General features: G+C 33.4%; 28 protein-coding genes. 15 read left to right on the forward strand and 13 right to left on the reverse strand.

Annotated features, from left to right (window positions below; genetic code table 11):
• The first annotated feature begins 138 nt into the window (after positions 1–138).
• The 8 genes from SD960_RS00720 to SD960_RS00755 all read left to right on the forward strand — a co-directional run bounded on the left by SD960_RS00720 (position 139) and on the right by SD960_RS00755 (position 7,247).
• Positions 139–882: a hypothetical protein gene (locus SD960_RS00720; RefSeq protein ID WP_318800279.1), complete on the forward strand. Its 744-nt coding sequence runs from the start codon at positions 139–141 to the stop codon at positions 880–882.
• A 256-nt stretch (positions 883–1,138) separates the two neighbouring features.
• On the forward strand, positions 1,139–1,924 hold the full coding sequence (locus SD960_RS00725) for an alpha/beta hydrolase (RefSeq protein WP_318800280.1): 786 nt from the start codon (positions 1,139–1,141) through the stop codon (positions 1,922–1,924).
• A 215-nt stretch (positions 1,925–2,139) separates the two neighbouring features.
• Positions 2,140–2,295 carry a hypothetical protein gene (locus tag SD960_RS00730; protein ID WP_318800281.1) on the forward strand — a complete coding sequence of 52 codons (156 nt, stop codon included), beginning with the start codon at positions 2,140–2,142 and terminating at the stop codon, positions 2,293–2,295.
• A gap of 138 nt (positions 2,296–2,433) precedes the next feature.
• Positions 2,434–2,937: a PRC-barrel domain-containing protein gene (locus tag SD960_RS00735; RefSeq protein ID WP_318800283.1), complete on the forward strand. Its 504-nt coding sequence runs from the start codon at positions 2,434–2,436 to the stop codon at positions 2,935–2,937.
• Between the two features lie 142 nt (positions 2,938–3,079).
• A complete protein-coding gene (locus tag SD960_RS00740) occupies positions 3,080–3,790 on the forward strand; it encodes a DUF1826 domain-containing protein (RefSeq protein WP_318800284.1) in 711 nt (236 codons plus the stop codon).
• Between the two features lie 111 nt (positions 3,791–3,901).
• On the forward strand, positions 3,902–4,981 hold the full coding sequence (locus tag SD960_RS00745) for a hypothetical protein (protein WP_318800285.1): 1,080 nt from the start codon (positions 3,902–3,904) through the stop codon (positions 4,979–4,981).
• 270 nt (positions 4,982–5,251) lie between these two features.
• Positions 5,252–6,160, forward strand: a complete 909-nt coding sequence (locus SD960_RS00750; RefSeq protein ID WP_318800287.1) for a hypothetical protein — start codon at positions 5,252–5,254, stop codon at positions 6,158–6,160.
• A gap of 133 nt (positions 6,161–6,293) precedes the next feature.
• Positions 6,294–7,247, forward strand: coding sequence for a hypothetical protein (locus SD960_RS00755; protein WP_318800288.1), 954 nt, complete (start codon positions 6,294–6,296; stop codon positions 7,245–7,247).
• Here SD960_RS00755 and SD960_RS00760 read toward each other — a convergent pair.
• Entirely contained in the window at positions 7,242–7,652 is a 411-nt protein-coding gene (locus SD960_RS00760) for a helix-turn-helix transcriptional regulator (RefSeq protein WP_318800289.1), read from the reverse strand. The two genes, SD960_RS00755 and SD960_RS00760, sit on opposite strands and share 6 nt — an antisense overlap.
• A 182-nt stretch (positions 7,653–7,834) precedes the next feature.
• On the opposite strand from SD960_RS00760, the gene SD960_RS00765 reads away from it, so the two are divergent.
• Positions 7,835–8,395, forward strand: a complete 561-nt coding sequence (locus tag SD960_RS00765; RefSeq protein ID WP_318800290.1) for a hypothetical protein — start codon at positions 7,835–7,837, stop codon at positions 8,393–8,395.
• Positions 8,396–8,453: 58 nt separating this feature from the next.
• On the opposite strand, the gene SD960_RS00770 is transcribed toward SD960_RS00765, so the two are convergent.
• Positions 8,454–8,882, reverse strand: a complete 429-nt coding sequence (locus SD960_RS00770) for a helix-turn-helix domain-containing protein (protein ID WP_318800291.1) — start codon at positions 8,880–8,882, stop codon at positions 8,454–8,456.
• A gap of 101 nt (positions 8,883–8,983) precedes the next feature.
• On the opposite strand from SD960_RS00770, the gene SD960_RS00775 reads away from it, so the two are divergent.
• Positions 8,984–9,784 (forward strand): SDR family oxidoreductase, encoded by an 801-nt coding sequence (locus tag SD960_RS00775; RefSeq protein ID WP_318800292.1) that lies wholly within the window; start codon positions 8,984–8,986, stop codon positions 9,782–9,784.
• Between the two features lie 138 nt (positions 9,785–9,922).
• Here SD960_RS00775 and SD960_RS00780 read toward each other — a convergent pair whose 3' ends face one another.
• The 6 genes from SD960_RS00780 to SD960_RS00805 form a co-directional block, all read right to left on the reverse strand.
• Positions 9,923–10,348: a hypothetical protein gene (locus SD960_RS00780; RefSeq protein WP_318800293.1), complete on the reverse strand. Its 426-nt coding sequence runs from the start codon at positions 10,346–10,348 to the stop codon at positions 9,923–9,925.
• A gap of 5 nt (positions 10,349–10,353) precedes the next feature.
• Positions 10,354–10,509, reverse strand: a complete 156-nt coding sequence (locus SD960_RS00785) for a hypothetical protein (RefSeq protein WP_318800294.1) — start codon at positions 10,507–10,509, stop codon at positions 10,354–10,356.
• A 306-nt stretch (positions 10,510–10,815) separates the two neighbouring features.
• Positions 10,816–11,364: an ester cyclase gene (locus SD960_RS00790; protein WP_318800295.1), complete on the reverse strand. Its 549-nt coding sequence runs from the start codon at positions 11,362–11,364 to the stop codon at positions 10,816–10,818.
• Between the two features lie 103 nt (positions 11,365–11,467).
• Positions 11,468–12,028: a Crp/Fnr family transcriptional regulator gene (locus SD960_RS00795; RefSeq protein WP_318800296.1), complete on the reverse strand. Its 561-nt coding sequence runs from the start codon at positions 12,026–12,028 to the stop codon at positions 11,468–11,470.
• A 529-nt stretch (positions 12,029–12,557) separates the two neighbouring features.
• Complete coding sequence (locus tag SD960_RS00800) at positions 12,558–13,316, reverse strand: GH12 family glycosyl hydrolase domain-containing protein (RefSeq protein WP_318800297.1); 759 nt, start codon at positions 13,314–13,316, stop codon at positions 12,558–12,560.
• Between the two features lie 333 nt (positions 13,317–13,649).
• A complete protein-coding gene (locus SD960_RS00805) occupies positions 13,650–14,129 on the reverse strand; it encodes a CAP domain-containing protein (RefSeq protein WP_318800298.1) in 480 nt (159 codons plus the stop codon).
• Between the two features lie 267 nt (positions 14,130–14,396).
• Between SD960_RS00805 and SD960_RS00810 the strand changes: the two genes are divergently transcribed.
• The 4 genes from SD960_RS00810 to SD960_RS00825 all read left to right on the forward strand — a co-directional run bounded on the left by SD960_RS00810 (position 14,397) and on the right by SD960_RS00825 (position 18,685).
• Positions 14,397–14,627 carry a hypothetical protein gene (locus SD960_RS00810; protein ID WP_318800300.1) on the forward strand — a complete coding sequence of 77 codons (231 nt, stop codon included), beginning with the start codon at positions 14,397–14,399 and terminating at the stop codon, positions 14,625–14,627.
• Between the two features lie 164 nt (positions 14,628–14,791).
• Positions 14,792–17,188, forward strand: a complete 2,397-nt coding sequence (locus SD960_RS00815) for an arylsulfatase (RefSeq protein WP_318800301.1) — start codon at positions 14,792–14,794, stop codon at positions 17,186–17,188.
• 62 nt (positions 17,189–17,250) lie between these two features.
• Positions 17,251–18,168 (forward strand): transporter, encoded by a 918-nt coding sequence (locus SD960_RS00820; RefSeq protein ID WP_318800302.1) that lies wholly within the window; start codon positions 17,251–17,253, stop codon positions 18,166–18,168.
• Positions 18,169–18,259: 91 nt separating this feature from the next.
• Positions 18,260–18,685, forward strand: a complete 426-nt coding sequence (locus tag SD960_RS00825; RefSeq protein ID WP_318800304.1) for a hypothetical protein — start codon at positions 18,260–18,262, stop codon at positions 18,683–18,685.
• Between the two features lie 74 nt (positions 18,686–18,759).
• Here the strand turns inward: SD960_RS00825 and SD960_RS00830 are convergent, their stop codons facing one another.
• The 4 genes from SD960_RS00830 to SD960_RS00845 all read right to left on the reverse strand — a co-directional run bounded on the left by SD960_RS00830 (position 18,760) and on the right by SD960_RS00845 (position 24,940).
• A complete protein-coding gene (locus SD960_RS00830; RefSeq protein WP_318800306.1) occupies positions 18,760–20,361 on the reverse strand; it encodes an arylsulfatase in 1,602 nt (533 codons plus the stop codon).
• A 606-nt stretch (positions 20,362–20,967) separates the two neighbouring features.
• Positions 20,968–22,509, reverse strand: a complete 1,542-nt coding sequence (locus tag SD960_RS00835) for a hypothetical protein (RefSeq protein WP_318800308.1) — start codon at positions 22,507–22,509, stop codon at positions 20,968–20,970.
• A 427-nt stretch (positions 22,510–22,936) separates the two neighbouring features.
• A complete protein-coding gene (locus SD960_RS00840) occupies positions 22,937–23,674 on the reverse strand; it encodes a hypothetical protein (RefSeq protein ID WP_318800309.1) in 738 nt (245 codons plus the stop codon).
• A 291-nt stretch (positions 23,675–23,965) separates the two neighbouring features.
• Entirely contained in the window at positions 23,966–24,940 is a 975-nt protein-coding gene (locus SD960_RS00845) for an NmrA/HSCARG family protein (protein WP_318800310.1), read from the reverse strand.
• 112 nt (positions 24,941–25,052) lie between these two features.
• Here SD960_RS00845 and SD960_RS00850 point away from each other — a divergent pair, with 112 nt between their 5' ends.
• Positions 25,053–25,433 carry a helix-turn-helix domain-containing protein gene (locus SD960_RS00850; RefSeq protein WP_318800312.1) on the forward strand — a complete coding sequence of 127 codons (381 nt, stop codon included), beginning with the start codon at positions 25,053–25,055 and terminating at the stop codon, positions 25,431–25,433.
• An 18-nt stretch (positions 25,434–25,451) separates the two neighbouring features.
• Here SD960_RS00850 and SD960_RS00855 read toward each other — a convergent pair whose 3' ends face one another.
• The gene (locus tag SD960_RS00855; protein ID WP_318800314.1) at positions 25,452–25,856 is read right to left on the reverse strand and encodes a hypothetical protein; all 405 of its coding nucleotides are present in this window, start codon (positions 25,854–25,856) and stop codon (positions 25,452–25,454) included.
• Positions 25,857–25,907 lie beyond the last annotated feature (51 nt).

Below are 25,907 nucleotides of genomic sequence, written 5' to 3' on the forward strand. Positions count from 1 at the left end.
ATTAAAACAAAATTTGATTTGGGAAATATAACAACTTATTGTGGGATGAACCCTTCAAATTGATGATTAACAGGCGATTTTGTACGTGGCACATAAATTGGCTTCTGATTAAATAAGTAACATTAAACCATATAAATTATGAAAAAATCAATTATCATTTTAGTACTTATCTTTTTAAATTATGGAGTTTCAAAAGCCTGTGACAAATGTGGCTCTTATAACAACAGCGATTTCAAGATAAAAACAGCAACAATTACCCACAAGGCAGATTTAGGTTTGACTGTCTGGGATATTAAGGTGGAAGGAACTGCAGGAAAAACAATGCCCAAACCGGTTGGACAGCTCAATGGTGCGCCTGTGTTAGCGTATGTGTTTTCCACAACATTAAAATCTTCTGACATTGGTTTTGGCCAAACGGAAGGAATTGTAGCGCTCGCATTGACCTCGCACCCTGATTTTGAAGATACACCACTTTGGGATGAAAATTTAGACGGCAATTTTCTTAATGATGGTTTGATCTGGCATGCACATTGGGTGCTGTTGGTTGAAGACAAACGTGTTGGCGGCGGACTTTCGGTTAAAGAATTTACAAAAGGAGACCCAAAAGTAGTTTTGCCTCCAACGAATCCCGGTATGGCTATGTATATGGATAGTCCGGGCTTTAATATTGTCGCCAAAGGCAATTCCATTAAGGTTATTGTTCCCGATTTTAGAATCAATAATAAAACCAGTTTCAAGTTTGATGCCGTGAGCTGTTATATGGAAGTAAGTACCGGTGCCGGAGGTTCTCACGAAGGTGAAGGAGCAAAGCCGATGCTTGGCGTTTACAAAGTTTATACAGTGGCAAGCGGAAATTTATCACTTCCTTATTCTGTAAAATAAGTCTTTACAATATTTCAATATCATTATGCATAAGTCCGTGGATTAGAAGATTAAAACACTTTCGCAGGTTTTCTCAGCAAAAACCTGAAATCGCATGGTATAAAAACAAATCGAATTTGTTTAATCTTCAAAATCCCAGGACAAATATTTCACTCCTAATACCACATTTACCCCCTCTGAAAATTCATTACAGAACCGAAGTCCGTTTTAAAAGAATTATGGCTGTCGGTTTTTTTAAGACTTAAAAAAACAGTGTATGCATCAGATTACTACAAAAACAGTTATGTTTATTTCGGGGGCTTTTGTGAGTCATTATTATTGGGAACAGTGGCTTTGGTATTTTAAAAGCAAAGGATACAAAGTTGTAGCGCCACCCTGGATCCATAAAAACGATACTGCAGAAAATTTAAGGGATGAAAACATCTGTAATAAAATTGATTCCATAAGCTTATCTGAACTTTTATGCTATTATACCGAAATTATAGAACAGCTTCAGGAAAAACCAATTTTAATTGGTCACTCTTACGGCGGTCTTTTAGTTCAGCTGCTTATTCAGCAGGATCTTGCAGCTGCCGGCGTTTGTATCAGCTCTTTTCCGCCAGCAGGATTATCGTTTAAAAAAATTGTATTTTATAAAAATCTACTCCAATTTTCAAATATTTTTTTTTCAGATAAAGGCATTGTTTTACTAACATTTAAAAAGTGGCAGGATATTTTGTATAATTCAGCATCGGAAGAAGAACAGATAATTGAATTTGAAGATTTTATAATTCCTGAATCACGAAGGGCTTTGTGCGATCTGCTTTTAAAAAACACAAACATAAACTTTAAAAAACGGCATGTTCCTCTTTTTTTTATAGCAGGAGCGGAGGACAAATTTGTTACTTCTAAATTGATGTATTGGAATTACAAAAAATACAAAAACTTTCATTCTATCACCTGTTTCAAAAAACTACAGGGCAAAGATCATTTTTTGATATTGGAGCCTCAATGGAAAGAAACCGCAGAAAGTATTGTAAAATGGCTTGATAAAATCTGTTAAATTTTATTGATCTCCAGTTTTTATAAACCATAATCTCCATTTCACTTTCTGCAAGAGTTTTTTATAAGAAGAGTTTTTTTTATTCTTACAATAAAACAATATCCACTACTGGGAATTTTGTAAGATCCTGCTGAAATTAAATACTTTGCACTCCTTTCTCGTTTGTATCTTTAATAGTGTTTAAAAACTATTTTATAATCAAAAGAAAATGAGTTATGGCAGAAATTAAAATTGAGAAAAAAAGACCAGTATGGCCGTGGATTGTGGCTGTGTTGTTGATAGCAGCACTTATATATTACATGTATTCGAGTGATAATGAAACTCAAAGTGAAAGTAACGTTGAAATCGAAAACACTACAAGTGCACAATAGGAAAACAATAACCGGAAAAACAGGGGGATCAATATTGTTTTTTTCTTTGCTATTAAAGGATATTTAAAAATATAGGTTTAATTTCCTGCAGTTATACCGGGTAGAAAAGTAGTATATAATAATTATTATAAAAAAATCATGGAAAATAAAGACAAAAATTTATACAAGCTGGACGAGCTATCTGATTATAAAGTTGCTTCCAATTATTCTGATGTAAGAGGGTGGAAGATAGTAGATGCCGAAAACCATACAATAGGCAAAATTGATAATCTATGGGTTAATAAAGACATGCAGCGAGTGGTTTATCTGGATGTAAAATTAGATAAAGGATTACTTGATGACCGTAATGAAGTGCATGATGTTATTGCAAACGACAACGGAAAGGAGTTTATCTACAAAGAAGGAGACAGCCATATTATCATACCAATTGGATCGGTAAACATAAATAAAGACACCAAAATTGTTATGGCCAACAGTATTGGATATGATACCTTTAGAAGAACAAGCAGATATAACACGCAGCATAATTTTGACAGGGAATATGAAAGAAGAGTTATGAAGTCCTATTATCCTGAAAATGACCCTAACTATGACAGTAATGATGATGCTTTTTACAACCGCAGGGAATTTGAGAATCGCTAATTGCTGATTAAGGGTATCTTAGATAAGATTAGAAAGATCAAACGTTTTATGTTTGATCTTTTTTTTTGTGAAAAATACTGCAACTGCTTACTATTGCATAATTTTGTACTGCACGAAGCAACCAGCTTCTTACTATTATACTATGAGCAATACATTTTCGCACAACAGCCAAATTGGAACAGTATCTACTTTTTCTGATCTTGTGCATACTGATTTTAAGGGGGAAATGAATGCGCTTTGCTGGTACAGAGATTTGGATGGCGATTTTAAGGAGATTGTGACCCAATTATCTTTACAAGAAAATATAACACAAAATATAACAGAAATTTATCCTGAAGATCTCATCGCACTCCAACTCTCAGAAAAAGGGAATATAGCAAGAGAAATAATCTTAAATGATTTACAATTATTAACTGATTTTGGCGCTTCGCCGGCTCTTAATTTACTGAAGTGTTATGATCGTGATGATGAATTTGATTTCATATCGACAGATGTATATTCGTTTCATGTGGATCGCTCGCCCATTGCAACAGATACTTTTTTATGTACCTATCACGGAGCGGCAAGCGATATTATTCCTAATTCGCAGGCAGAACAAAAAATCCTGATTCCGGAAATCCGGGCAAAGCTAAAACAACTGCATGACGGACCTACAGAAGAATTCGAAGATTTTTTGAAGGAAAATTATTTTGATTTGCATTATCAGCTACATGCAGATGCAGAACCTATAAATTTAGGTTTAGGACATCTTTGGCGTCTGGCTGTAGATCATCCAAAACAGCAAGTGCTGCCTTGTATTCATAGAGCACCAATAGAAAATGATGGGGAATATCGGTTGTTGTTGATTTGTTGAGGGGAGATTTGCCATAAAACTAGCATGGGCAACTAATGATGGAAATTTAAATTTAAAATAAAAATTAGAAATTATCGTAACTTTTCTTAATATTGGATTAAAATTTTTATTATGAAGAAACAGTTACCCAAGCCACAACATTGGCAAGATTTTGAAGATTTATGTAAAAATCTATGGGGTGATCTTCTAGGAATACCTTTAAAGATTAAAAAGAATGGTAGATCGGGACAATCGCAAGACGGGGTTGATATTTATGGGATACCAAAAGGAGAAACTGATTATTGGGGAATTCAATGCAAAGGAAAAGATTCTTATACAAATGCACAGTTAACAGAAAAGGAAATTGATATTGAAGTAGAGAGAGCAAAGAATTTTAAACCCAGTTTACAGATTTTTGTAATTGCATCTACAGCAAACAAAGATGTGAAAATAGAGGAATATGTAAGGCTATTAAATGACAAACATTTAAAGAATAATCAATTTGAAATTTTATTGTTTTGTTGGGAAGATATTGCGGATGAAATTTTAAAAAGAAAAAACATATTGGATTTTTATCTCAATAATATCAGTTATAATCACGAGCATGATTTTAAGGTCGTCATAAATAGTTCAGATAACAATAAAGTAACTTTAGAACCTCAATATATACGAGGTTTAATAAGGGACAAAATAGCAAGGCCTATTCCTCATGATCCAAGATCTTCATTCGGAATACTGAGTATGATGGGCGATTTTGGTTCAAGTTTTAGAAAAACGAACTTAGCTTGTTGTTTGGTAAATATAGATATGATAAATACAGGAAATTCTCCAATTGAGAATTGGAAGCTAATTATTTTTTTTGATGATAATGTTCAATATGTAGATATTATTAATTCTGGATGGAAAAAAGATCTCAGTTATCATCTAAAAAGCCCTTTAAATATTGATAAAAATAAGATTGTTTATTGTGACGAAAAAACTCTTGTGCAAAAAGATTCAAGGTCATTTGAATTTTGGTTAACTCCATTTGAAAAAAATTATGCTATGGAAATTAAATGGCAGTTACTTGCCAGGGATTTTAATATTGAAGGCGTTATAAACTTCATTATAAAGCCAGAATACGAAAACAAGGATTTAATAAATGAAGTTAAATACGATTACGAGATAACAGAAGCCCGAATCTATTCTGAAGCTAAAGTTGTTTACGATTAATAGACCCGATCGCTTAGATATGCGCAACTATAGCGCGGAAATTCTTTCCGTGCCCGTTCTTATTATTTAATAAAAACTGGATTTTCTTTTTTTAAATCTGTTAAGATATATTTTGCGAGCACGGACTACAAATCCGCGCGATCGAGTTGTCTTGGGTAGGTAATGAATTAACTGATAAGATTTGGCAAATCCGAATAATGGGCTTAATTTGGTCCCAAACCTGCTGTAGTAGTAGAACGTTAGAGACAAAGCTTCGCCAAATCATAAATTATGGAAACTCAAATAAAAACCATTATTGAAAATTATACACTAAATGCTTTACAAGTTGCTCTTATAAGCGTTTTGGTTTCAGTTGTCACGTTCTTTATTACTAATATTTTGAAAAATTATTTCGAGAACAAACTCGCATTAAAAAAATTAGAAACCCAACATAAATTTGAGCAAAGAAAAAAAATAAAAGAAGTTATAGCCAAAAATAAAATTCATCTTATAAATGCCTGTGAAACTTTAAATCATCGCGGTTGGAATTTTGCTATAAACCATAATGAAAATTGGTTAGATACAAACGGAAGATATGATATTGAAAAAGACTATTTTCATTCTTTTGTATATAGAATATTAGTCCTTTTTGCATGGGTAAAACAAACACAAAAAGAAATGATATATCTTGATACTACTATTGCGACAAAAGAAGATTTAGAATTTATAAAATTTCTAAAAATATTTCCACAGATTTTTTGTGATTTAACTTTTATTGAAGGACCAAATGCAAATGGGAATTATGCAGTCGATCATTTTTTCAGAAACAATTTTGAGCTTTTTCCAGACGTAATAATTGATAATACTGGCGGTGTCAAATCTTATGCGGTCTTTATTGGAGACTTACAAATTACATTAAATGACCTAGCACCTTTGTATGAATTTATAGATCAACTTTCTCCTTTAGAGAATAGAAAAAGGTGGGATAGGTTTCATCTTTTTCACTTAACCACAATAATTTTCCTAAATAATTATGGTTATGATTTTCAAATAACGAATGATGAGAAATTAAAAAAAATACTTACGAGGCCAAAGAAATCGGCCTATTTACAAAATTATTTTAAACTACTCGACGAATATCACATTAGTGACAATAAAGTAGTAAAACGATTAATGAGTATTGCAAATAAAATTCCATAGATTAGTAATAACATACACTACAACAGATTTAGGAAATTGGCTTAATAAGTTGGGAGATCCAAATAATAAGGTTTAACTTAGTCCCAAAACCCCTGTAGCGCCAGAAGGTTATTGCTAATAATGAAATACACATATGAAAGCATTTTTGAATTGGATTGTACAAAATCTCTCGCACATTTTTAGTGTAATCGGAATTTTATTATCGTTATATTTTGGAGTTTGGTATGTTCCTGATTGGCTTGCAGAAAATCAAAGGGAAAAAATTATAAATGCACAAAAAAATCTCGAACAATCAATCAAAGAGTTAGTTTTTGCTGACACAATTTGTTCATATAATGAAATTAATATATTGATAAAAGCTAAAGAATTAGAAATAAGCGAAAGTTATCCTTTAGAGCCAAATGAAGTTTTAATAAAAGTTCAAGAATCATTCATGCAAGACCGATTTCTTCCATTACTGAAAAGAAAACAATTAATGGCTGAAATCGAAAATATTAAAAAACAAATTCCTAGTACAAATATTAAACCTAAAAAAAAGGAATCAAATAAAGCATTTATACTCGGTTTTGTTTCAATAGTATTGACTGTTCTCAGTGTTGTGATTGGAATTGTAAGCTATTATCTAAGATATATCAAAGAAAAAGAGAAGGATGAAGAAATAGCTAATCAGATTAATCAATCAGAAAATTTATTAAACCATGTAGATTCAGCACTATCATATGAAAATAAAATGATAAGCGTGATAAAGAATTTTCCTGGCGTCAAGTTAATTGAAAATCAAAAAATCGATTACGGCTTTGATGTAACATTTGAATATAAAAATAAAACATTTTATGTAGAATGTAAATATTTAATTCGTTCTAAAGTTGGTTTGAGTTCTTTTGAAAGATTTGTTAATCAATCTGAAGGTTTAGAAGGTGATTTTTTATTTGTTTACAATACTGATTTAACCAATATGGTCAAAAATAGGATAGCTGAATTGCGTAAAGTACTTTTCTTAAACACAAGAAGAAAAATATTTTTAATTAAAGCTTCAACTGAAAATGAGTTTGAAGTGGAACTAAATAAGTTATTGAAAGTATTATAAATGATTATTTATTAATCTTTCAAGCCTCACCATCATTTCATCTTTCTCCTTCAACATACGCTCATACAAAGAAATTTTTTCTTCGTGAAGTTTTAGTACCTGCTCAACAGGATTGAAAATAGGATTGTCATTTTTTTGATACCCAATGCTATTATCGCTAAACGTATTAGAAATAATATTCACCGCCTGTTCCTCATCAAAATTCTGAAACGCTTCAATAGGAATTTTTAATGCATGTGAGATTTGATCTAATATATCATCTTCAATTACATCTTTTTGCTTCAGCATAGAAATTTTCTTTTGGTTCCAGTCATTTCCCAGATCAAAAGCCAATGCTTCTTGTTTGATGCCAAGCATTTCTCTGAAGCGTTTTACGTTTCTTCCCTGATGTATTTTCTGTTCCATAATGAATATCAATTTTTCTAGAGGCTCAAAGATAAAGCCATTTGGCTTAAAAATCCTGAATTTCAAAGATAAAAAAATATCCCATAAAACATTCCTTTTGTCAGAATATTATATCTGCATTTAGAATAGATTATTCTTTGTAAAGAATGGACTTTCGCTGAAAAATTTTATACTTCCGTACTATGAAAAAGAATAAAGTATCCTTAGAAACTAACTTTTGGGAAGGGTTTGTGGCAGGAAATCCCTTTAAGGCAATTGAAGCCTTTTTTGCCTTTGCGCGTCTTGATTATTATAAACAAAATTTAACCGAAATGGTACTTTACAGCTATAAAACAAAAGTTTACAAAGAGGACAATCCTTCTGATGTTTTTGTGTTTTATACGGCTATCTTTTCTTTTCTCAAAGTTTGTTACTGCCTGCAGGAGAAAAGCAAAAAATGGAAGGTAAAAAAGTCTTTGCGCTCTGAAACCATTTTTCATCTTACTTCTTTGACGAAGGAAGAATACGATAATCCTTTTATTGTATTTCAAAAAGCATTTGAAGAAAAAACGCTTAAAGAATTTGAATTCTTTTTATGTCTAATCGTAGAGCTTTCCCTGTCTCCCCATGCCGGAGATCCCGAAACTGACCTGACGACGCCCTATATTTATTTCATTAAAATGCTCGATGCAGTAGAACTAATCAGAGAAAGGGGAGTTGAGAAAATCAAGAAAAAGGATAAGATTGATGCTGTAACGGAATAAAATATTCCTATCCCAATTTTGAAATACACGGTTCTATAAGCGGATTAGGGGTAAATTATTAGTTTTTTTTTTCAGTCATTTTGGTTCTCAATTCTTTTTTTACCTGTTTTACAAATTTGTCTTTATCTTTTTTAGCTTCTTTGATTGTCGCTTTTAGCTCGGCTGGCATTTCGTAATATTTGTCAGACCAAATGTAAATTTCCATAATTATGGGTAATAAGTCAATTCCTTTTGGTGTGAGTTTGTACAAATTTTTTGCTTTACTGTCGGGGTGTGCCGATTTTTCAATTACGCCATTTTCTTCAAGTCCTTTGAGTCGTGATGCTAAAATGTTGGTTGCAATACCTTCTTCCGATTTTAAAAAATCATTATAGGTACATTTATTTCCGAACATTAAATCCCTGATAATAAGCAATGACCACTTGTCGCCAAATACGTCAAGAGAACCACTCAATGGGCAGTCTGATCTTTTTTTATCTGTTTTCATAAAATATCTTTAAAAAACAACTTGCATTTTGAAAGTTGTTTATATATTTGTACTTGCAATTTGCAAGCAAATTTACAAATTAAATTTTAAATCAAGTAATTATGAGTAAAACGATTTTAGTTACAGGGGCTTCATCAGGGTTTGGCCTGTTAATAGCAAACAAGCTTCACAAAAGCGGATATAATATAATCGGTACCAGCCGCAACCCCGAAAAGTACGCATCAGAGCTGCCTTTTAAAATGATAGCATTAGACCTTGATTCAGAACAATCCATAAATACTTTTTCAGAAAGAATTTTCAAGGAAATAGGGCAGTTAGATATTCTTATCAATAATGCTGGCTTTTTAGTTTCCGGTATTGCAGAAGAAACTCCTATTGAGCTGGGAAGACAGCAATTGGAAACTAACTTTTGGGGAACCATCAAGGTAACGAATGCTGTATTGCCTTATTTTAGAAAACAAAAATTCGGCAAAATAATAACCGTAGGTTCAATTGTAGGGCTTGTGTCGTTTCCCAATGCGGCATACTATGCAGCTTCCAAACACGCATTAGAAGGATATTTCAAAGCATTACGATATGAATTGAATGAGTTTAACATTAGTGTTGCCATGATTGAACCTGCTGCTTTTAAAACAAGTATTTTAGATAACTCATCAACAACTTTAAATAAAATTGAAGATTACAATATACTGAGAGGTAAGATTGAAAAATTTACAAACACTTTGGTAGAACAAGCCGAGGATCCTGCAATGGTTGCAGAAAAAGTGCTTAAAGTAGTACAGACGGCTAAACCTAAATTTAGAAATATTGTGGGTAAAGGCACTTCTGTCCTGATAAACCTCCAGCATTTTGCTTATGGAATTTTGGAAAAAAATGTTCTTAAACAATTACATAAATCCTAAAATAAATTCATATTTGGTAAATGATAGATTACGGCAAAAAAACGGGGCAAAAGAAGATTTTTATCTTTTGTCCCAGTGACTTCGACCGAACTGCAATTTATTATTAATGGTAAGCATTAGTTGTAATATATAATCGTATTAATTACGAAATCCATTAATAATACTATCTAATTTTTCTTTGCTTTGGTAATTTGCATTAATACTATCCATCCTTCTTTGTGATTTAAACCATTCTAGGTTGTTAGTTTTGATGGTATGGTTCCAAATCATTTCGTAATCATTCATGTATTTATATCTGATATAAATCAATCCATTTTTTACAATATATTCTTGATGTTCTCTTTGCAAAACCCACTTTATATTTTTATAAAAATTTGGCGGAATTTCATTTGGTTTTGCAATTCTAAATAATTGATTATGAAATGTTTCTGAGAGTAATATTGGTTTATGTAAAACCTCATTTACAAGTACAGGGCGAAGTTCTACATACCTGTTTTGCCAATAATAATAAATTGGGAATACAATAATTAGACTCACTAATCCTATGTATATTTTTTTTTTCATCTTTTCTATTTCAACTTTATACTTAAGCCTCCAAAAAATCCAGATTGAAAAGTTTTATTAAAACTTTGTTGCCATTGACTTCTCCAAAATGGATCTCCAAATATTTTTTTGTACTCTGAAGGATCTAAATCAGTTTTTGTTTTTAAAATGTCTTCATTCATATTTTTTGGGTTATTAGTTAGTTATCTCTCAAATTTGAGATATCTAAACAATTAGCTTAGCCAGAACAAGGTTTAAAAACATCATTAAAAGTCTAAATGATAGTCAAATTTATCACAAACGCTTCCGTAAAATCTTTCAATGCAAAAAATAAAAGCTTTTAGATTAAATAATTAGCTAAGGGGAATAACCTGCCTCCTTAAAGGATGCAACAAAGTGCAATAATTCGAAGAGGATAGGGTGGGAGAGAATCACCATTCTGCATGTTGCCCAGATATTGGCTTGCTGCATAAAATAACGGAGTCAATTTATAAACCTTGAACAACTTGCATAAAATCGTTTCTGCTCCAGTGGTCTGTTATTTTTCCATCCTTAAGAATATCTATTTCTATTACATTCATTTCTACTTTTTTCCCCGTGGCGGTTTTCCCCATAAATTCACCGGTGTGTGTCGCAGTTATCGTTTTTCTCAGGGATACTTTATCGGCTTCAGCCAACACTTCGTCAATTCGAACTGAAATATTAGAAAAACCTTTATGAAAATCTGTTATAAATCTAATCATTACGCTTGCATCTTTTGGAGTACTTGGTGGGGCGGTATGATTCGTAAATGAGTCTGATAAAAGTTCTTTTGTGATTGCTGTGTTTCCCGATTCGAAAAATTCTTTATTAAACTTAATTACTACTTGTTTGTTTTGTTCTGGTGTCATTTTTTCTTCTGTTCTTTTTTTTGTTATTTGTCCTTGTGCTGTTTGAAAGCCGGTGCTTAAGATTATTAAGACTACGGCTAAAAATTGTTTATACATCAACCTCCTGGGGACATATCGGCAGTTGAGTTTCTGTGATAATTTTTTCATAATCTTTGTTTTATAATTGTAGAACAAAGATGAAACAAGCCAGAACATCAGGCCAATAAGAAAGTTTAAGAAATAACATTAAGATAGTTTAAGAGTAAAGTAATTACCCCACAATGCTTTTTCGAATATTGCTAAGAAACTCAGGCGTAATTCCGAGAAAGGAAGCTATTTGAGTATTAGGAAGTCTACTGGAAAGATCTGGATATTGTTCTAAAAAGGAAAGATAACGCTCCTCTGCTGTCATGCTAATATTTTGCAATATCCTATTTTGAAGTTCGATAAAATTATTTTCGACAATTACTCTAAAAATCCTATTGAACTTGGGATGTTTTTCAAACAGGAAAACCAAATCTTTTTGTTCTATTTGAATAATTACAGAAGGCTCGATTGCTTCAATAAACAGCTGGCTTGGTTTACCTGCATTAGGGTTTTTAAAATCGGCTGGATCTACAGAATGGAAGCTTGCCATATCCGTAATCCAGGCATTTTCTGCTCCAAATTGTACATTGTGCTCTTTTCCGGCCTTGTCAACGTTGTACATTTTAAAACACCCGCTAACTATAAAATTATAATGTTTGCATCGGTCTCCTTCTTGTAAAATAAATTGTCGGCGCTTAATCTTTCTTTCATTTGCTTTTTTTGTTACAGCATCTGTTTCTTCCATGTTTAAAGGAAGATAGCTGTTAAAATGCGATAGGAGTTTTTCAATAGACATAAGATACAAAGATATAAATTATCCTGAATGTGAATTTTCATCTGCCTCAAAAAAGGACAGTCAAACTAGCTACTTTTTAGGAACAAAATATCTTTGCATTCGTGTAATAGTTGTCTATAAAATTTAAAAAACCACGAATTACACAATCTTTAAATTGCTGTAATCCGTGGTTAAATAAAAGAAACTAATTCACATTCTGTGTTTCCTTCCCATAAGTTTTAAATAATTGATTTGAAGCTTATAGAAAGACATTTTTTATTAAAAAGAACCGCAAATATTAACACACGGGGCTTCTTTTTATGTAATGGAGTGAAATTTAGAATTAAAATCGGATTATGAAATTGAGAGTGCCAGAGTTAAAAAAGCTGCTTATCAATAGATATGAATTGGTAATGCTGGTATTGTCTTTTAAATTGCTTTAAAATAAAAACTGGCTCAATTCTTTAAATTAAGCCAGTTTTTATTTTGCAAAAAAATACTAATTGCTGGTTACGGAATAACTATTGCAGGTAAAATTTGAGCCATTTCCGTTTGTGCCATAACAAGATGAGATTTCAAATCCATATTGTATGTCTCCAACAGTTACGTTACCAAACCATCCTTTATTTTTTATCCAATTATAGATTGCTTTTGCATCTATTGTCCCGCTGTTGGTTTTTGTTGTGCGTAAAAAGGAATAAACATTATTAGATCCATTATTTCCGCGGAATACATTCCAGGTATGACCACCTATGCTTTGGTTTGTGTATACCGGAACAGAAGCACCAGTTGATGAATAATTATAAGAAATTGGTTTTACATTTCCTGAACCGTCCGAATTTCCTGTGTAGTTTAACCACAGCATTATTTCATTGGCTTTATTGCTATCCCAAAGGTCGTAAGCCGAAACCCAGGCTCCTCCACTTGGCGTAGTTGCATTAAAGCTGGTACTAAGAGTATTGATCGTATTTAACACTTTACCTACATATTTGGTTGAATTTGGGTACGATTTAATACCTGCTGTATTGGGATGGTTTGCCCAAATACCCCAATTACTGTAATTATTTGCCCATATGGATTGGCTTCCTGCACCAGAACCCCATATGTTATTATAAACAGTATAACCGGCATTTGACCAACTAGCATATTGATCAGATGATGACCATGCAGCTTTAACTTCTGACTCATTGTTTGTCTCGCTTGTATCACATCCCATAAACATTAGGCTTAATACTACAAATAAAATTGGTTTTTTCATAAAATTTTAATTTTTAAGGTTAGATATTAGTTATACTAAGATATTGATAATTAAATATTTATCCTTTTATTTATTAAAAAACCAAGGTATTTTTAAATTATGTTCATAAATAATCGACATTATTGATTAAAGTTTAAAAATATTTTTTAGTTATGGTAAAAATGACTATATATAAAATAAAAAACTGAGAATAATATAATTTTGTAAAAGATAACATAGGCTTATTCTCATTATAGTAAGAATAAGTCTATTTTTTGCTTATTTGTAGTGAAGATAATTTGATAGTCGATGCTCTGTTATATTGTTAAATAACAACTTCAAGAAAAGAATTAGTTACTTTCCTAAATTTGCAACCCATATTTTTCTTGATTTTCCAGCACCCATTTCTACATAAGTATTACTCATCATAGCTTTACAATGGTCTTCGCTGTTTTTCCAGCCTAGTACTACTTCGGCAGAAGTACTGTAATTGCGAGCAATCACTTCACCCACATATTTTCCGGTATAACCAACGACAGAGGCTCTTTGTATAGGACTTGTCCCTTCTGGTGATATATGCGAGAAATAATTACGTGCATTCATATCATTAGCATAACTGACTGCTGTTTTTGTTAATAATGGATTGCTTACCAATGCAGGTACAGCAGGCATATCATCGGTCCCACATTTACATCCTGTTGTTCTTAGCTTGTTTATTTCAATCAAAACAGAATCTGTGACGTCTGTCTCATCAATGGGAGTATCATCATCACTATTACATGAGATAAATAATAAGGAGGTCAAAACAATATAAATAACAAACTTTGAAGACATAACAATTGATTATTTATTTTAGAAGCTTGGTATAAAGATATTATTTTTATTGTTTTAAGATTTCTAAAACTAAAGGTTCTTTACTTTTATTATTGAAATTTCCGAATCATAAATTTAGAGATAAAATTTACGGTTACCTTATTTTACCAAAAGTTTCTTTTTAAATCTTTTAAAAATTTAGAAACCACCAAATTCCCTAAAGATGTACAAAAAGCCAATGTGGAAACGAAAACAAAATAAGTAATATATTGGTTAATAGTTTTTTAAATGAAAAAATGGCGTCAATTGACGCCATTTGACTGTGGTGACCTCTACAGGATAAATTTCTATATATTTTATGGAAGATTTGAAGAGATTGGCGTAATAGATGTAGATAATGTCTTTCATTGGCGCTATAAATTTGTTTTGAATGTCCTGTTGGGGATTGATTTAAGTTTCTTTGAAAAAAACGATATCCGCTCCACTTCTTTTATGATATTTACTCGCGTCACTATTTAAAAATTCAAATTAAATTCAGATAGAAATTGGTTTCATATTATAAACTGAACCCATAATTTGATCCTTTTATTTAGCCGTCCTATTAATTTAATCTAATTTAGTCGTAATGAAATTTGCAAGAAATTTCAGTATTTTTTTATGTATAATATTTAAATCGCGCATGTATGATTGAAATTTATTTAAAAGAATTCAAAAGTTTTGGAAAAATATCTTTTTCTGAATTTTTTCATAAAGAAAAAGTTTTCATTTTGTTATTTGCTTTAAGTGGAATTTTCAATATACATGCTCAGGACGTTTTGCCTTTTCCACCGGTTCCTAGTGCCAGTACTGCGAACGAAACGCTGGAAGAAAGTACACATACACGTAGGTCCCAACCCGAACATTTACCGAAAGATGTTCCGAATATTATAATCGTTTTAATGGATGATGTGGGTTTTGGTACACCGGCTACTTTTGGTGGCGGTGTCAATACGCCAACATTGTCAAAAGTGTATAGCGAAGGAATTGCTTATAATGAATTTCATACTACTTCAATATGTTCTCCAACTAGAGCAGCTTTGCTTACAGGGCGTAATCACACCAGAGTCAGCAGCGGAACTATTGCAGAAAGAGCGGTTGACTGGGATGGATACACCGGAATTATTCCCAAAGAAGCTGCTACAGTTGCCGAGGTTTTAAAAAATTATGGCTACAGCACGTCGGCCTTTGGTAAATGGCATAATACGCCTGCCAATCAAACAACAGTTGCAGGGCCTTTTGATTATTGGCCGGTAAATTATGGTTTTCAGCACTTTTATGGTTTCCTTGCCGGCGAAACTTCTCAATACGAACCGCGTCTGATTGATGATTTTACACCAGTCGAACCTCCAAAAGATGAGAAATACCACCTGACTACAGATTTGGCTGATCACGCTATTACCTGGATGAATCAGCATAAAGCATATGCGACAGATAAGCCCTTTTTTCTCTATTTTGCACCGGGAGCTGGTCATGCACCACACCATATTTTTAAGGAATGGTCAGACAAATACAAAGGAAAATTTGATGATGGCTGGGATTCATATCGCGAAAAAGTGTTCAAACGCCAAAAAGAATTAGGCTGGATTCCGAAAAGTGCACAGCTTACAGCCCGTGATAAAACGATGGCTTCGTGGGAAAGTATCCCACAGTCTGAAAGAGCTTTTCAAATACGAATGATGGAAGTTTTTGCGGGATATGTAGAACACGCTGATCATGAAGTAGGAAGAGTTTTGGATGCGCTTGAAGCAAATGGACAAAAAGAAAACACGATTGTTTTCTTTATTTGGGGAGATAATGGTTCAAGTGCCGAGGGACAAAACGGTTCCATTAGCGAATTATTGGCTCAAAACGGCGTTTCAAATACAATTACACAACAATTGGCCGCTTTAGATAAATTAGGTGGATTAGATGCTATTGGTGGGCCTTTATTAGAAAACAACTACCATTCCTCTTGGGCGTGGGCTGGAAACACACCTTTTAAATTTACAAAATTAGTGGCTTCGCATTTTGGTGGAACTCAAAATGCCATGGTCATAAGATGGCCAAAAATGATTAAACCAGACAAAATACCTCGCAGTCAGTTTCATCATATCAATGATATTGTACCTACGATTTATGATGTTTTAAGTATAAAAGCTCCAAAAGTGGTAAATGGTTTTGATCAAATGCAATTAGACGGCGTGAGCATGAAATATACTTTTAATGATCCTAAAGCCAAAGAAGTTTCTAAAGTTCAGTTTTTTGATAATAACGGAAGTCGTGGTGTTTACAAAGATGGCTGGTACGCTTGTACTTTCGGGCCATTATATCCTTGGATTCCAGCTCAGAAAGGATTGGCTGAATGGGTTTCGAGTAAAGATGTATGGGAGCTTTATAACATCAGAGAAGATTTTACTCAGAACAATGATTTGGCGACTAAAAATCCGGAGAAACTAAAAGAGCTTAAGGAAATTTTCAATAAACAGGCAAAAGACAATAAAGATTATCCGATTGGTGCCGGGATCTGGCTTCGTATTCATCCCGAAGATGTGATTCGATCGCCTTACAATTCCTGGGTATTTGATGAAAATACGAATAGAATGCCCGAGTTTAGTGCGCCTGGTTTAGGGAAAAAGAGCAATAAAGTAGTCATTGATTTAGAAGTAAAGGATAATATTTCGGGTGTTTTATATGCTTTAGGAGGCAATGGAGGAGGTGTTACTTTATTCATGGAAAACGGAAAATTAGTTTACGAATACAACATGCTGATTATTGAAAGATATACCGTTGAAGCTGATAAAAAGATTCCGGCAGGTAAACATACCATAGAAGTTTCAACAACGATTGCAAAACCGGGTGCTGCAGCTGAAGTAGTTATTACCCTTGACGGAAAAGAATATGCCAAAGGCGAAGTAAAAAGAACGGTTCCTGCAGCCTTTACTGCCAGTGAAACCTTTGATGTTGGCGAAGATTTAGGGGGTTCTGTTTCGATGCGATATTATAAAAAAGCGCCTTATAAGTTTGAAGGAAAAATTAATAGTGTAAAAGTGAATTTATTATAGTTAAAAACGAAAGTATGAAAAGAGTGCTACGAAATTTCAAGTGTTTTATTATATTATTTTTAATGATAAATCTGCCAGTATTGGCGCAAGGTGATGGGCCAAGAAATTTATTATGGAGTCCAAAAAATACATTTGCATTTCTGCCTAAATGGATGAGCATGAATCAGAATATTACACCGGGAAATGTTCTTATTAAAGATGCGGACTTGCGCATTGATGCTTTTCCACTAACATTGGTATATAATTTTGGCCTCGCCAATAGATTCGCTCAGGTTATGGTGAATGCCGTTCCTGGTAATGTTTCCGGAAGTTTATCGGCCAGTCAGCCAAGTCTTCCAGCGCCTCATTTAAGTTCTTCTGGTTTTGCAGATGGGTTTATTGGTTTTAAAATCGGATTAGTAAATCAGCCCGCTTTGAATATTATCGAATACAGTCAGTATGAAAAAAAGACATTTTCTATGATGTTTTATGGCCGGTTATGGTATTCGGGCTCGTACGACAGTGCAAAACCGCTTAATTTAGGATCTAATAGATTAACTTTTGAATTGGGTTTTCCAATAGATCTTTGGTTAAGCAAAGATCCTAAAAGATCAACCTGGCTTGAAATTTATCCTGCTATTCACATGTACACGTCAAATAATAATCCTTTATTTATTTCAATGGCTAATAAAACACAACAACATGCTTTGTATTCTGTTGAAAATCATTTGTCGCATAATTTTACCGATAAATTTTGGGCGAGTGCCGATTTAAGATACCAATACGGAGGCGATCTCGAAGTTGATGGTGTTAATCAGGATGACAAACAAAATATTTTGGGAGGAGGAATTACTGCCGGATTTCAGGTTATGAAGATGCTAGGTCTGAATGCCTCTTATGGCGGTATTATTGTTGGTGATAATGGTGCGCAATCTAATATGATTCGGATTACAGCGGTGATTTCCTATGCGAATTTGAAGAAGTTGCAGAAGCCCGAGTAGTTTTTTTTTTAAGAGGCAAGATTATAGAAAATAGAATATAAAAAATAGATTTAGAGATAAATGGATTGAGTTTAACTAAAAAATAATTAAAATGAAACATGTCTTACTATTGATTTTTATTAGTGCTTTAAGTTTTAATAATTTGCAGGCACAAAAGGTTATTCATCCTAAAATGAATAATACAATTAATGCGGGAAGCTGGAGGGTTTTAGGAACTGTACACGCCAAACATACCGTAGATCATGACGCACTGAATGTTCCGGGGCCATATGATTATTATAGAAGAATAAAACTTAAGGTAACAGATTCGCCTGTAAACATTCAACGTTTGGTTGTACGTTATGATGATGGAGCTCCGGAAAACATAAATACCAGAATTGAAATACCTAAAGGCGGAGAAAGCAGAGTAATTGATTTACACGGAGGTAAAAGAAAATTAAAATCAATTGAATTTTGGTACGATACTAAAGGCTTTTTGAATGGTAAAACAGACGTTACTATATTTGCAATGAAGTAAAAACAATGTAATTCGGAAAACTGAAAAATGAAAGCTCCTGAGAAAGGAGCTTTCATTTTGATAATTCTTATTTGTTATTGCCCTAATCCTACTTTTTTAGGAGGAAACTTTATAAAAGTGGCGGCATGTAACTTTGCTTCGGCTGCCAAAGAAGCAGTCCATGCATTAAGTGCATGTCCCATAACACGATATTCTTTAGGATCAACATACAGGTTAAACAACCATGGAGCTAGTCCGGTTTTAGTAACGGTAGATTGATCGATCATCAAATGCGGATCCTGAGATTCGGTTATATTAAAATACATTTTGTATTCATGAAGACGGATCGATATTAACTGCGTTTCTACCCACGTATAGACACGATCACGGTTTGAGAGTCCATTATCAGCCAATAAAAAAGAAGTTTGATTAATACCGTCGATAGGGCGTTCTGTTGGTACTTTATCAATTGCACCTCCAATAAAGGCTGAAGTATTGTATAAATCCATTAAATCAAACAATTGCGCACTTTGTCTTCCTGCTGTAATCATGCCTTTCCAGTACGCCACGCCCGGAACGCGTGTTCCGCCTTCCCAAGCAGATCCTTTTGTTCCCCTAAAAGGGGTATAACCACCATCTGGCCATGAATCTCCTTGTGGGCCATTATCGGATGTGATGAATATAAAGGTATTTTCAAGCAAACCGTTTTTCTCTAATTCGGCTACTAATTCTCCAATAATTGCATCTACTTCAACAACCGCGTCCTTGTATGGATATTTACTGTCGCTTTTTCCTTCAAATCTTTTAGAAGCAAAATTATCTGTATGAACTTTCATAAAAGCATGTTCCAGGAAGAACGGTTCTCCGGATTTGGCAAATTCCTGTATTTTTTTGATGGAAAAAGCTTCCAGTCTTTCATCGGCTTCTGCAATATCGTCTGTGCTTTTTGTAGCAATTACCAATTCTTCTTTTCCGCCTTTTTTTCCGTGAACCAAATCTTTAGAAGCGCCCATTTTATTGTAAGCTTCTAATTTAAAAGGATCCAAAACCAAATCAGGATAACGTCGTTTGTCAAAAGATTGTGTGATTTCTTTTTCGGCGGCATAATAGCCGTAATATTCGTCAAAACCAATGTCAAATGGACGCATTCCTTCCAATTCTCCTACGTGCCATTTTCCTGTCAGAACCGTTTTATAACCCGACTGACTTAATATTTTTGGCAAACTAATCTCATCTGCCCACGGATTTGCTGTTAAAATATCTCCCGCTAAAATAGGTCTTGTTAATCCGGTTCTTGCCGGAATACGGCCCGTTAAAATTGCTGAACGTGTTGGGGTACAAGTAGGTTGTGAATAGGTAGCCGTTAACAGTAAACCTTCGCGCGCCAGCCGGTCCATGTTAGGTGTTGCTGCTCCAATAGATGCACCGCCACCGTTAAATCCAGGATCGCCAAATCCCATATCATCAATTAAAAACCAAACTATATTGGGTTTTTTACCTGTTTTCTTTTTTAATGCTGCTAATTTATCATTGGCAATTTTTTCCTGATCAGGATTTGGAACAGCTGGCTGCCAATTTTCTTTTCCCGGAATAGGTTTTGCTTTACTTAAGGGCGTTGCCTGAGCGTTATTTTTCTGAATCCAGAAAATAAAAAATAGAACAAATAATATCCGCCTGATTAAATTTATTGTGATCATAGTATTAGTATCGTTTATAGTAATTATTACTTGTTGATTTGCTGTATTTATAGAAGTAAAAGTATAGCTTTTAAATAGTTAGCAATAAAAATAAAGATTAGTAAAGGTTCCATATTACAATATGAAACCAAAAAAATGGAGCAGATAAAATCTTATCGTAACCTTTGTAATTTATATTGATATTTATTATACGGGTTTATTCAGCTTTGCAGAAAGTAAAATACGGTTGGTTAGCCATTGATCAGGGAGATTGAGACTCTGGAGAAATTTGAAATCAAATAAAAAGTTCAAGCCAATATTTATGCGTAAATTTTATTGCTCCACAGTTTTGGGATTGATGAGTGTTGATCCCGTAAAAGCTGGTTAAATAGTATCGAGAAGACATAAAAAAATCCCATTTCTTGTGAAATGGGATTTTGCTTTTGTAACCTCCGGGATAAATTTCTACAAATTTTATGGAAGGTTTGAAAGATATTGCTATGCCATATCTAGCGTCTGCCTTTCATTAACTTTATTAATTTGGTTTGGATGTCCTGCTGGGGATTGATTGTGAAAATTGTATCACTTTTACCAGAATTACCCCATGTTGTATTTAATATACTTTTTTTAATTATCGCAGAACGAACCAATTTGCTTTAAATGCCTTTCGGTTTGGTATTTATTAAAGTTGTCCCATTTTGGAGCGGTACTTGTTTTTTGTCCGTACATAGCATCCAGGCAAATGTTGTTGTCCTTGTATTTGTCATGTAAAACAGCCAAAATTTTAAAGAAAAATTCATCCAGCATGATGATGGCTTCAAATTCTGATTTTAGTGTACTGTAATTAGAATCTGAAGGATTTAATAGCTGTAGTAAATTTAAAAGCTCTTTTTTTTCTTCTTCATTGATTTCAGTAGCATAACCCATTTTTAAGGTTTTAAAGACCAGGTTATTCCAGGCTTTGCTATCATGTCCCCATTGCACATCAGGCAGGTTTAGGGAATGTTCGCAAATTAGAATAATAGAAAAAAGAACATCATTTAAATACTCCGCCGGGAATTCGTCAAAACTTCTGAATTCGAAACCGCTCTGGTACATTTTTTCCTGATTAAAATCAAGCCCCACTTCCGAAAGCATTTCATATTCCATGTCGGCTTCAATCTGATCGCGCCACCAGATATTTTCTTCTTTTGTAAATTTCAGCAGTTTTCTAAAATTGTCTACCTTATAAGTTAGAATTTTACCTTTTGGCATTGATTTGTTATAGGTACCAACGCCTATGTAACGCGACATGGCATTTCGCATTGAACCCAAAGTGAACTTTTTGTCTAAACTGTATTTATCACTGATAACGCCCATAATATCAGGACTTCCGAGCGTAGATATGAAAAAAGGCTCAAACCACTGCAATAAATAAATGGCGTTAGCGTGTGTTTTTTCAAAAGCATTGTAATCCACAATTCTGCTGTCTTCTGTTAATGAAGGCAAAGTGATATGAAAATGATAGGTTCCGTTATTGAACAAAACCAGGTTTTCCTGATTGGTCATAAACATATTAAGGCCGTTGTTGTAATCCGGAAAATTTAATTTCCCGTTTAACACAGACGATTCGTTGATTTTATCCAAAAACAGTTTTTTGGTTGCTTTCAATTCTTTGCAGGAATCAGTAATGGTTCTGTTTTCAAAATATTTGGTTACAAATTCAATGGAATCACCATCAAAATGCACCGATCCCATCGTTTTGTTTCTTTGGGTAATCATACTCTGAATGTTGTATGGCTGATCTTCAAGGAAAAGTTCCATGATCGATTTACCCAGATATTCCGGATTCTCAATTGGTTCTGCGATCGTCTCACCGGCTTCCGTATCGATTACTTTTTTTACTGGCGATAATGTTTTGTGCTGATAATTGATATCGAGCTTTTCCAGCGAATGACTGTTCATCATTCGACTTACTTTATAGTTTTCAGTCAGGTTAAAAGCTTTTTTCAGCATAGGAGCCAGGCTTTCGGGTTTATAGCATTTTCTGTAATCAATACTATATTTCTCAAAGCCAATTTTTTCTTGTATAAATTCACCAGAAACTATTAGGGGTTCTTCAAACTGCATGTAGGTTTCGTTTTCCAATCCTATTCCCCAATAATATTTTTTTGTCTGATTGTCTTTCATTTATACTTACTTTCTTTTTTAAGGTTATTTTTAATTTATGAAGTCATTTTTTATTCAGGAATACAAATTCAATCTGTTAAAACCAGAGACAAGAAACCTATAACGGATTAAGCATTGTTGCCTCCATTATAAAAGTTTTCGTTTACTTTTAAAAATATAGGAATTTATATTTTAGATTTTTCGCAATTTTATCGACTGAAACATCAATTTAGAAGTAAAATTTTATAATAAGGTCATAAAATTACTTTCGTTATTAATCACTTTTGTATCAATAATTTATGCGGGAGAATAGCTAAATCACAACTTTTAGTATTCTTGTTTTTTCTAAGTTGCAAAAGTAGTTTTTTATTATCGTATTTGCAAGTGGTTAACTTACTGATAATCAATATTTTTTTTGAATGATGAAACAACCCTGTGAATTGCGTTCTTATTCGTGGTAATACAGCACGTAAGAGGAATACAACTCATCATTCCACCAGTCTTTTCTTATTTCCGCAAAGTAATTATAATTCAGTTTTCCGGCTTGCGATTGTAACGGATATACTACTATACCATTTTCGCGATAGGCTTTGTGTAAATCAGTTTCCGGTACAACAGGAACAATATGTCCGGAAAGTCCTTTTTCTCTTCTTTTGGCACAAATGATTCCAATTCCGCCATTGGCATTTACCTTATTCTGAATTTCATCTACAGTAGTGATTCTTTCCCATCCAAAATTTTGTCCCCATTGTAAAAACCAATCGTGTATGGCACTGGAATAAATTCGGTCTACAGTTTGTTCAAAAACAGCTTCTACATCTTGTCCCTGTATAATTTTTTCAAGGGATTCGGGTGTCCACCAAACTGTTGGGAGGTATACTTTAGCGAAATAGCAATAATCATAAGAATATACATTGCAATACGTATCTTCGACCGTTCTTTGATATCTTACGTTATTTTCAACATCTAATTTATCAATCAATTGGGCAATAGTTTCTTTTTTTGTTGAAGGATTCGTTAAATCTCTAAACGGAATACTGGAATCCATAAGAGGTTTTTCTTTCATTTCCATAGAATCCAGCCTCGATTGAAGATCTGGTAACAAATTGGCTTTCTTAATTTGAATATTCGTTAGTGTATGCTCATCTAAAGGTAACGATGCTACTGTTACAGTATGTTTTTCCATCTTGACTGCTTAAAATTAATTGACATGACACTGCTAAATTGATTAATTATACAGCGAAATTTGGTTAGCCAGCGGGTAAATGTAAGGATTTTAAGTTGCTAAAGAGTTTTACAAAAAGACAAATTACATAAAATTGTGTGATTACTTTAAATTGTTTTGTCCTTTTAAATATAAAAAAGCATACTATTTAGTATGCCTTTTGCTTTTGAAATTACGATAGATTTTATTAATTTTTTGTCTCTGTCAGGAATATTATAATAATTTAGCCCATTAGCAATTAAAGATACAAAATTAATAAGATTGCTTTAAGCCTTTCCAATCTGTTTGAATTAGAAATTGTTCCCAGGAAAGACTTTTAGTATTAATTTTTCTGCTCCATTGTAAATTACGATTGTTGCTAAAATAGCCATATTCAACAGCATATTCGGCCATTCCAATTATCTCATCCACTAAAATTTCATTGAAACGAAATTCCGGAAAATGATTAAGAAATTCATCTCGGGTATATGCCGAACTATATACAGCCTTCTTGCCCGTAACCTTTATAAAAGTATTCACTATTTCCTGAGGTGATAAAATATCACCAATCACTGGTAATGAGGTGCCTGTATATTTATCTGCATTAGAGAAAATTTCTAAAACAGCCGGACCTGTAGCTGTAAGAGGATCAACAAATGGTGCGCGAAAGTCTTTTGGTAAGTAAATTGGAAACACAAGCACATCATCTTGGACAATAGGAGTGTAAAATTCCAGAAAGTTCGTGTAAAAAAAAGCCATATAAATGAACGAACTTTTAATTGGTAGTGTTCTTATATAGGCCTCAATATTGGCTTTGTCAGTGAAATGAGGTGCAAATTTTTTTCCTGATGTAATTTTATCGACGTTTTCCAGGCTGCTAAAAATTAGGTGCTCAACCTTTGCCTCAAGTGCTGCATCTGCGAGATCCTTTCCCAAAGCAAATTCATGCGTATTGGGAGGTGCAATACTGGGTGTAATCAAAAAAACACCATATGAACCTTGGAAAGCCTTTACAAAATCTTTTTTATAACCTAAATTAAGAGGTATACTTACTAGTTCAACTCCTTGTTCTATCAAACTTACTGCTTCTGGAGAATCAAGTCTCCTGGTAATACCACGTACTTGATATTGTCCGCTCTGTATTAGAGTCTGTGCAACGCTGTAGCCTTGTTTGCCTAAAACACCAACAATGGTAATGAGCGGTTTACTACTTTTAATTGATTTGGATGCTTTAAAATCATTTCCCATAAGTTCATTTCTTTAATTAATTTTAAACTATAAAAATTATAGTTGCAAAACTATCTATAGTTGCATAAATTTGCAATAACTATCTATTTGGATAGGTCTAAAGAAGAAGTTTATGAAAATTGAATGTCAAAGTGATTCTATAAAATTGGACAGTAAATTGTACCCATGTACGGTTAGCATAGCGATGGATTTGATTGGTGGAAAGTGGAAAGCGGTTATTTTATATCATTTAAAAGATACAGATAAACGGTATAGTGAACTTAGAAGGGATATCCCGGCTATTACAGAAATGACTTTGAGCCTCCAATTAAAACAACTAGAAAATGACGGTCTTTTATTACGTACCGTTGAGGGTAAAAAACCGCCGATAAAAGTTGTTTACAGTTTAACTGATTTTGGAAAATCCTGTATACCATTACTAAATGCAATAACTGAATGGGGAAATAAGGTTGCTGTGCATAAAGGTGAATTTGTGGGGGAGGATCATCGTTAGGCCTAAACTCTCAATACATTAAAATTTTCGCTGGGAAGGTTTATTATTATATCCGCCATGATGGGATTCATCCCTGGTGAGTTCATCTTCTTTAAGCTCCTCATTGCCAAGACGCCCAATTTCGAATTCCCTGTTCACTGGATTATCCTTTTCGGGTTCAATAGTTTCAAAGGACGCGCTTTCATCCTCATCGCTATTTTGAGTATCTAAATCAGTTTCAAACCCTTCAGATGGATCATTTTCTATAAGATCCTTCTCAATATCCTGTTCCGTTATATCTTTTGAGTCGCTGCCTGATTCCTGGTCAAGATTCTCCGAATCATACTGGTAGCTGTCTTTATCGCTGCTTTGCGGGTGGGTGTTTGGGTTTTGAAAATTACGGTCGTCCTGAGGGTAATTTTCCGGTGTATCTGAATTTGTCATATTATTTTTAAATTAAATTATTGCTGTCTTTTTATAAAAGGATTATTGCGG

This window comes from Flavobacterium sp. MMLR14_040 (assembly GCF_033657265.1).
Classification (GTDB): domain Bacteria; phylum Bacteroidota; class Bacteroidia; order Flavobacteriales; family Flavobacteriaceae; genus Flavobacterium.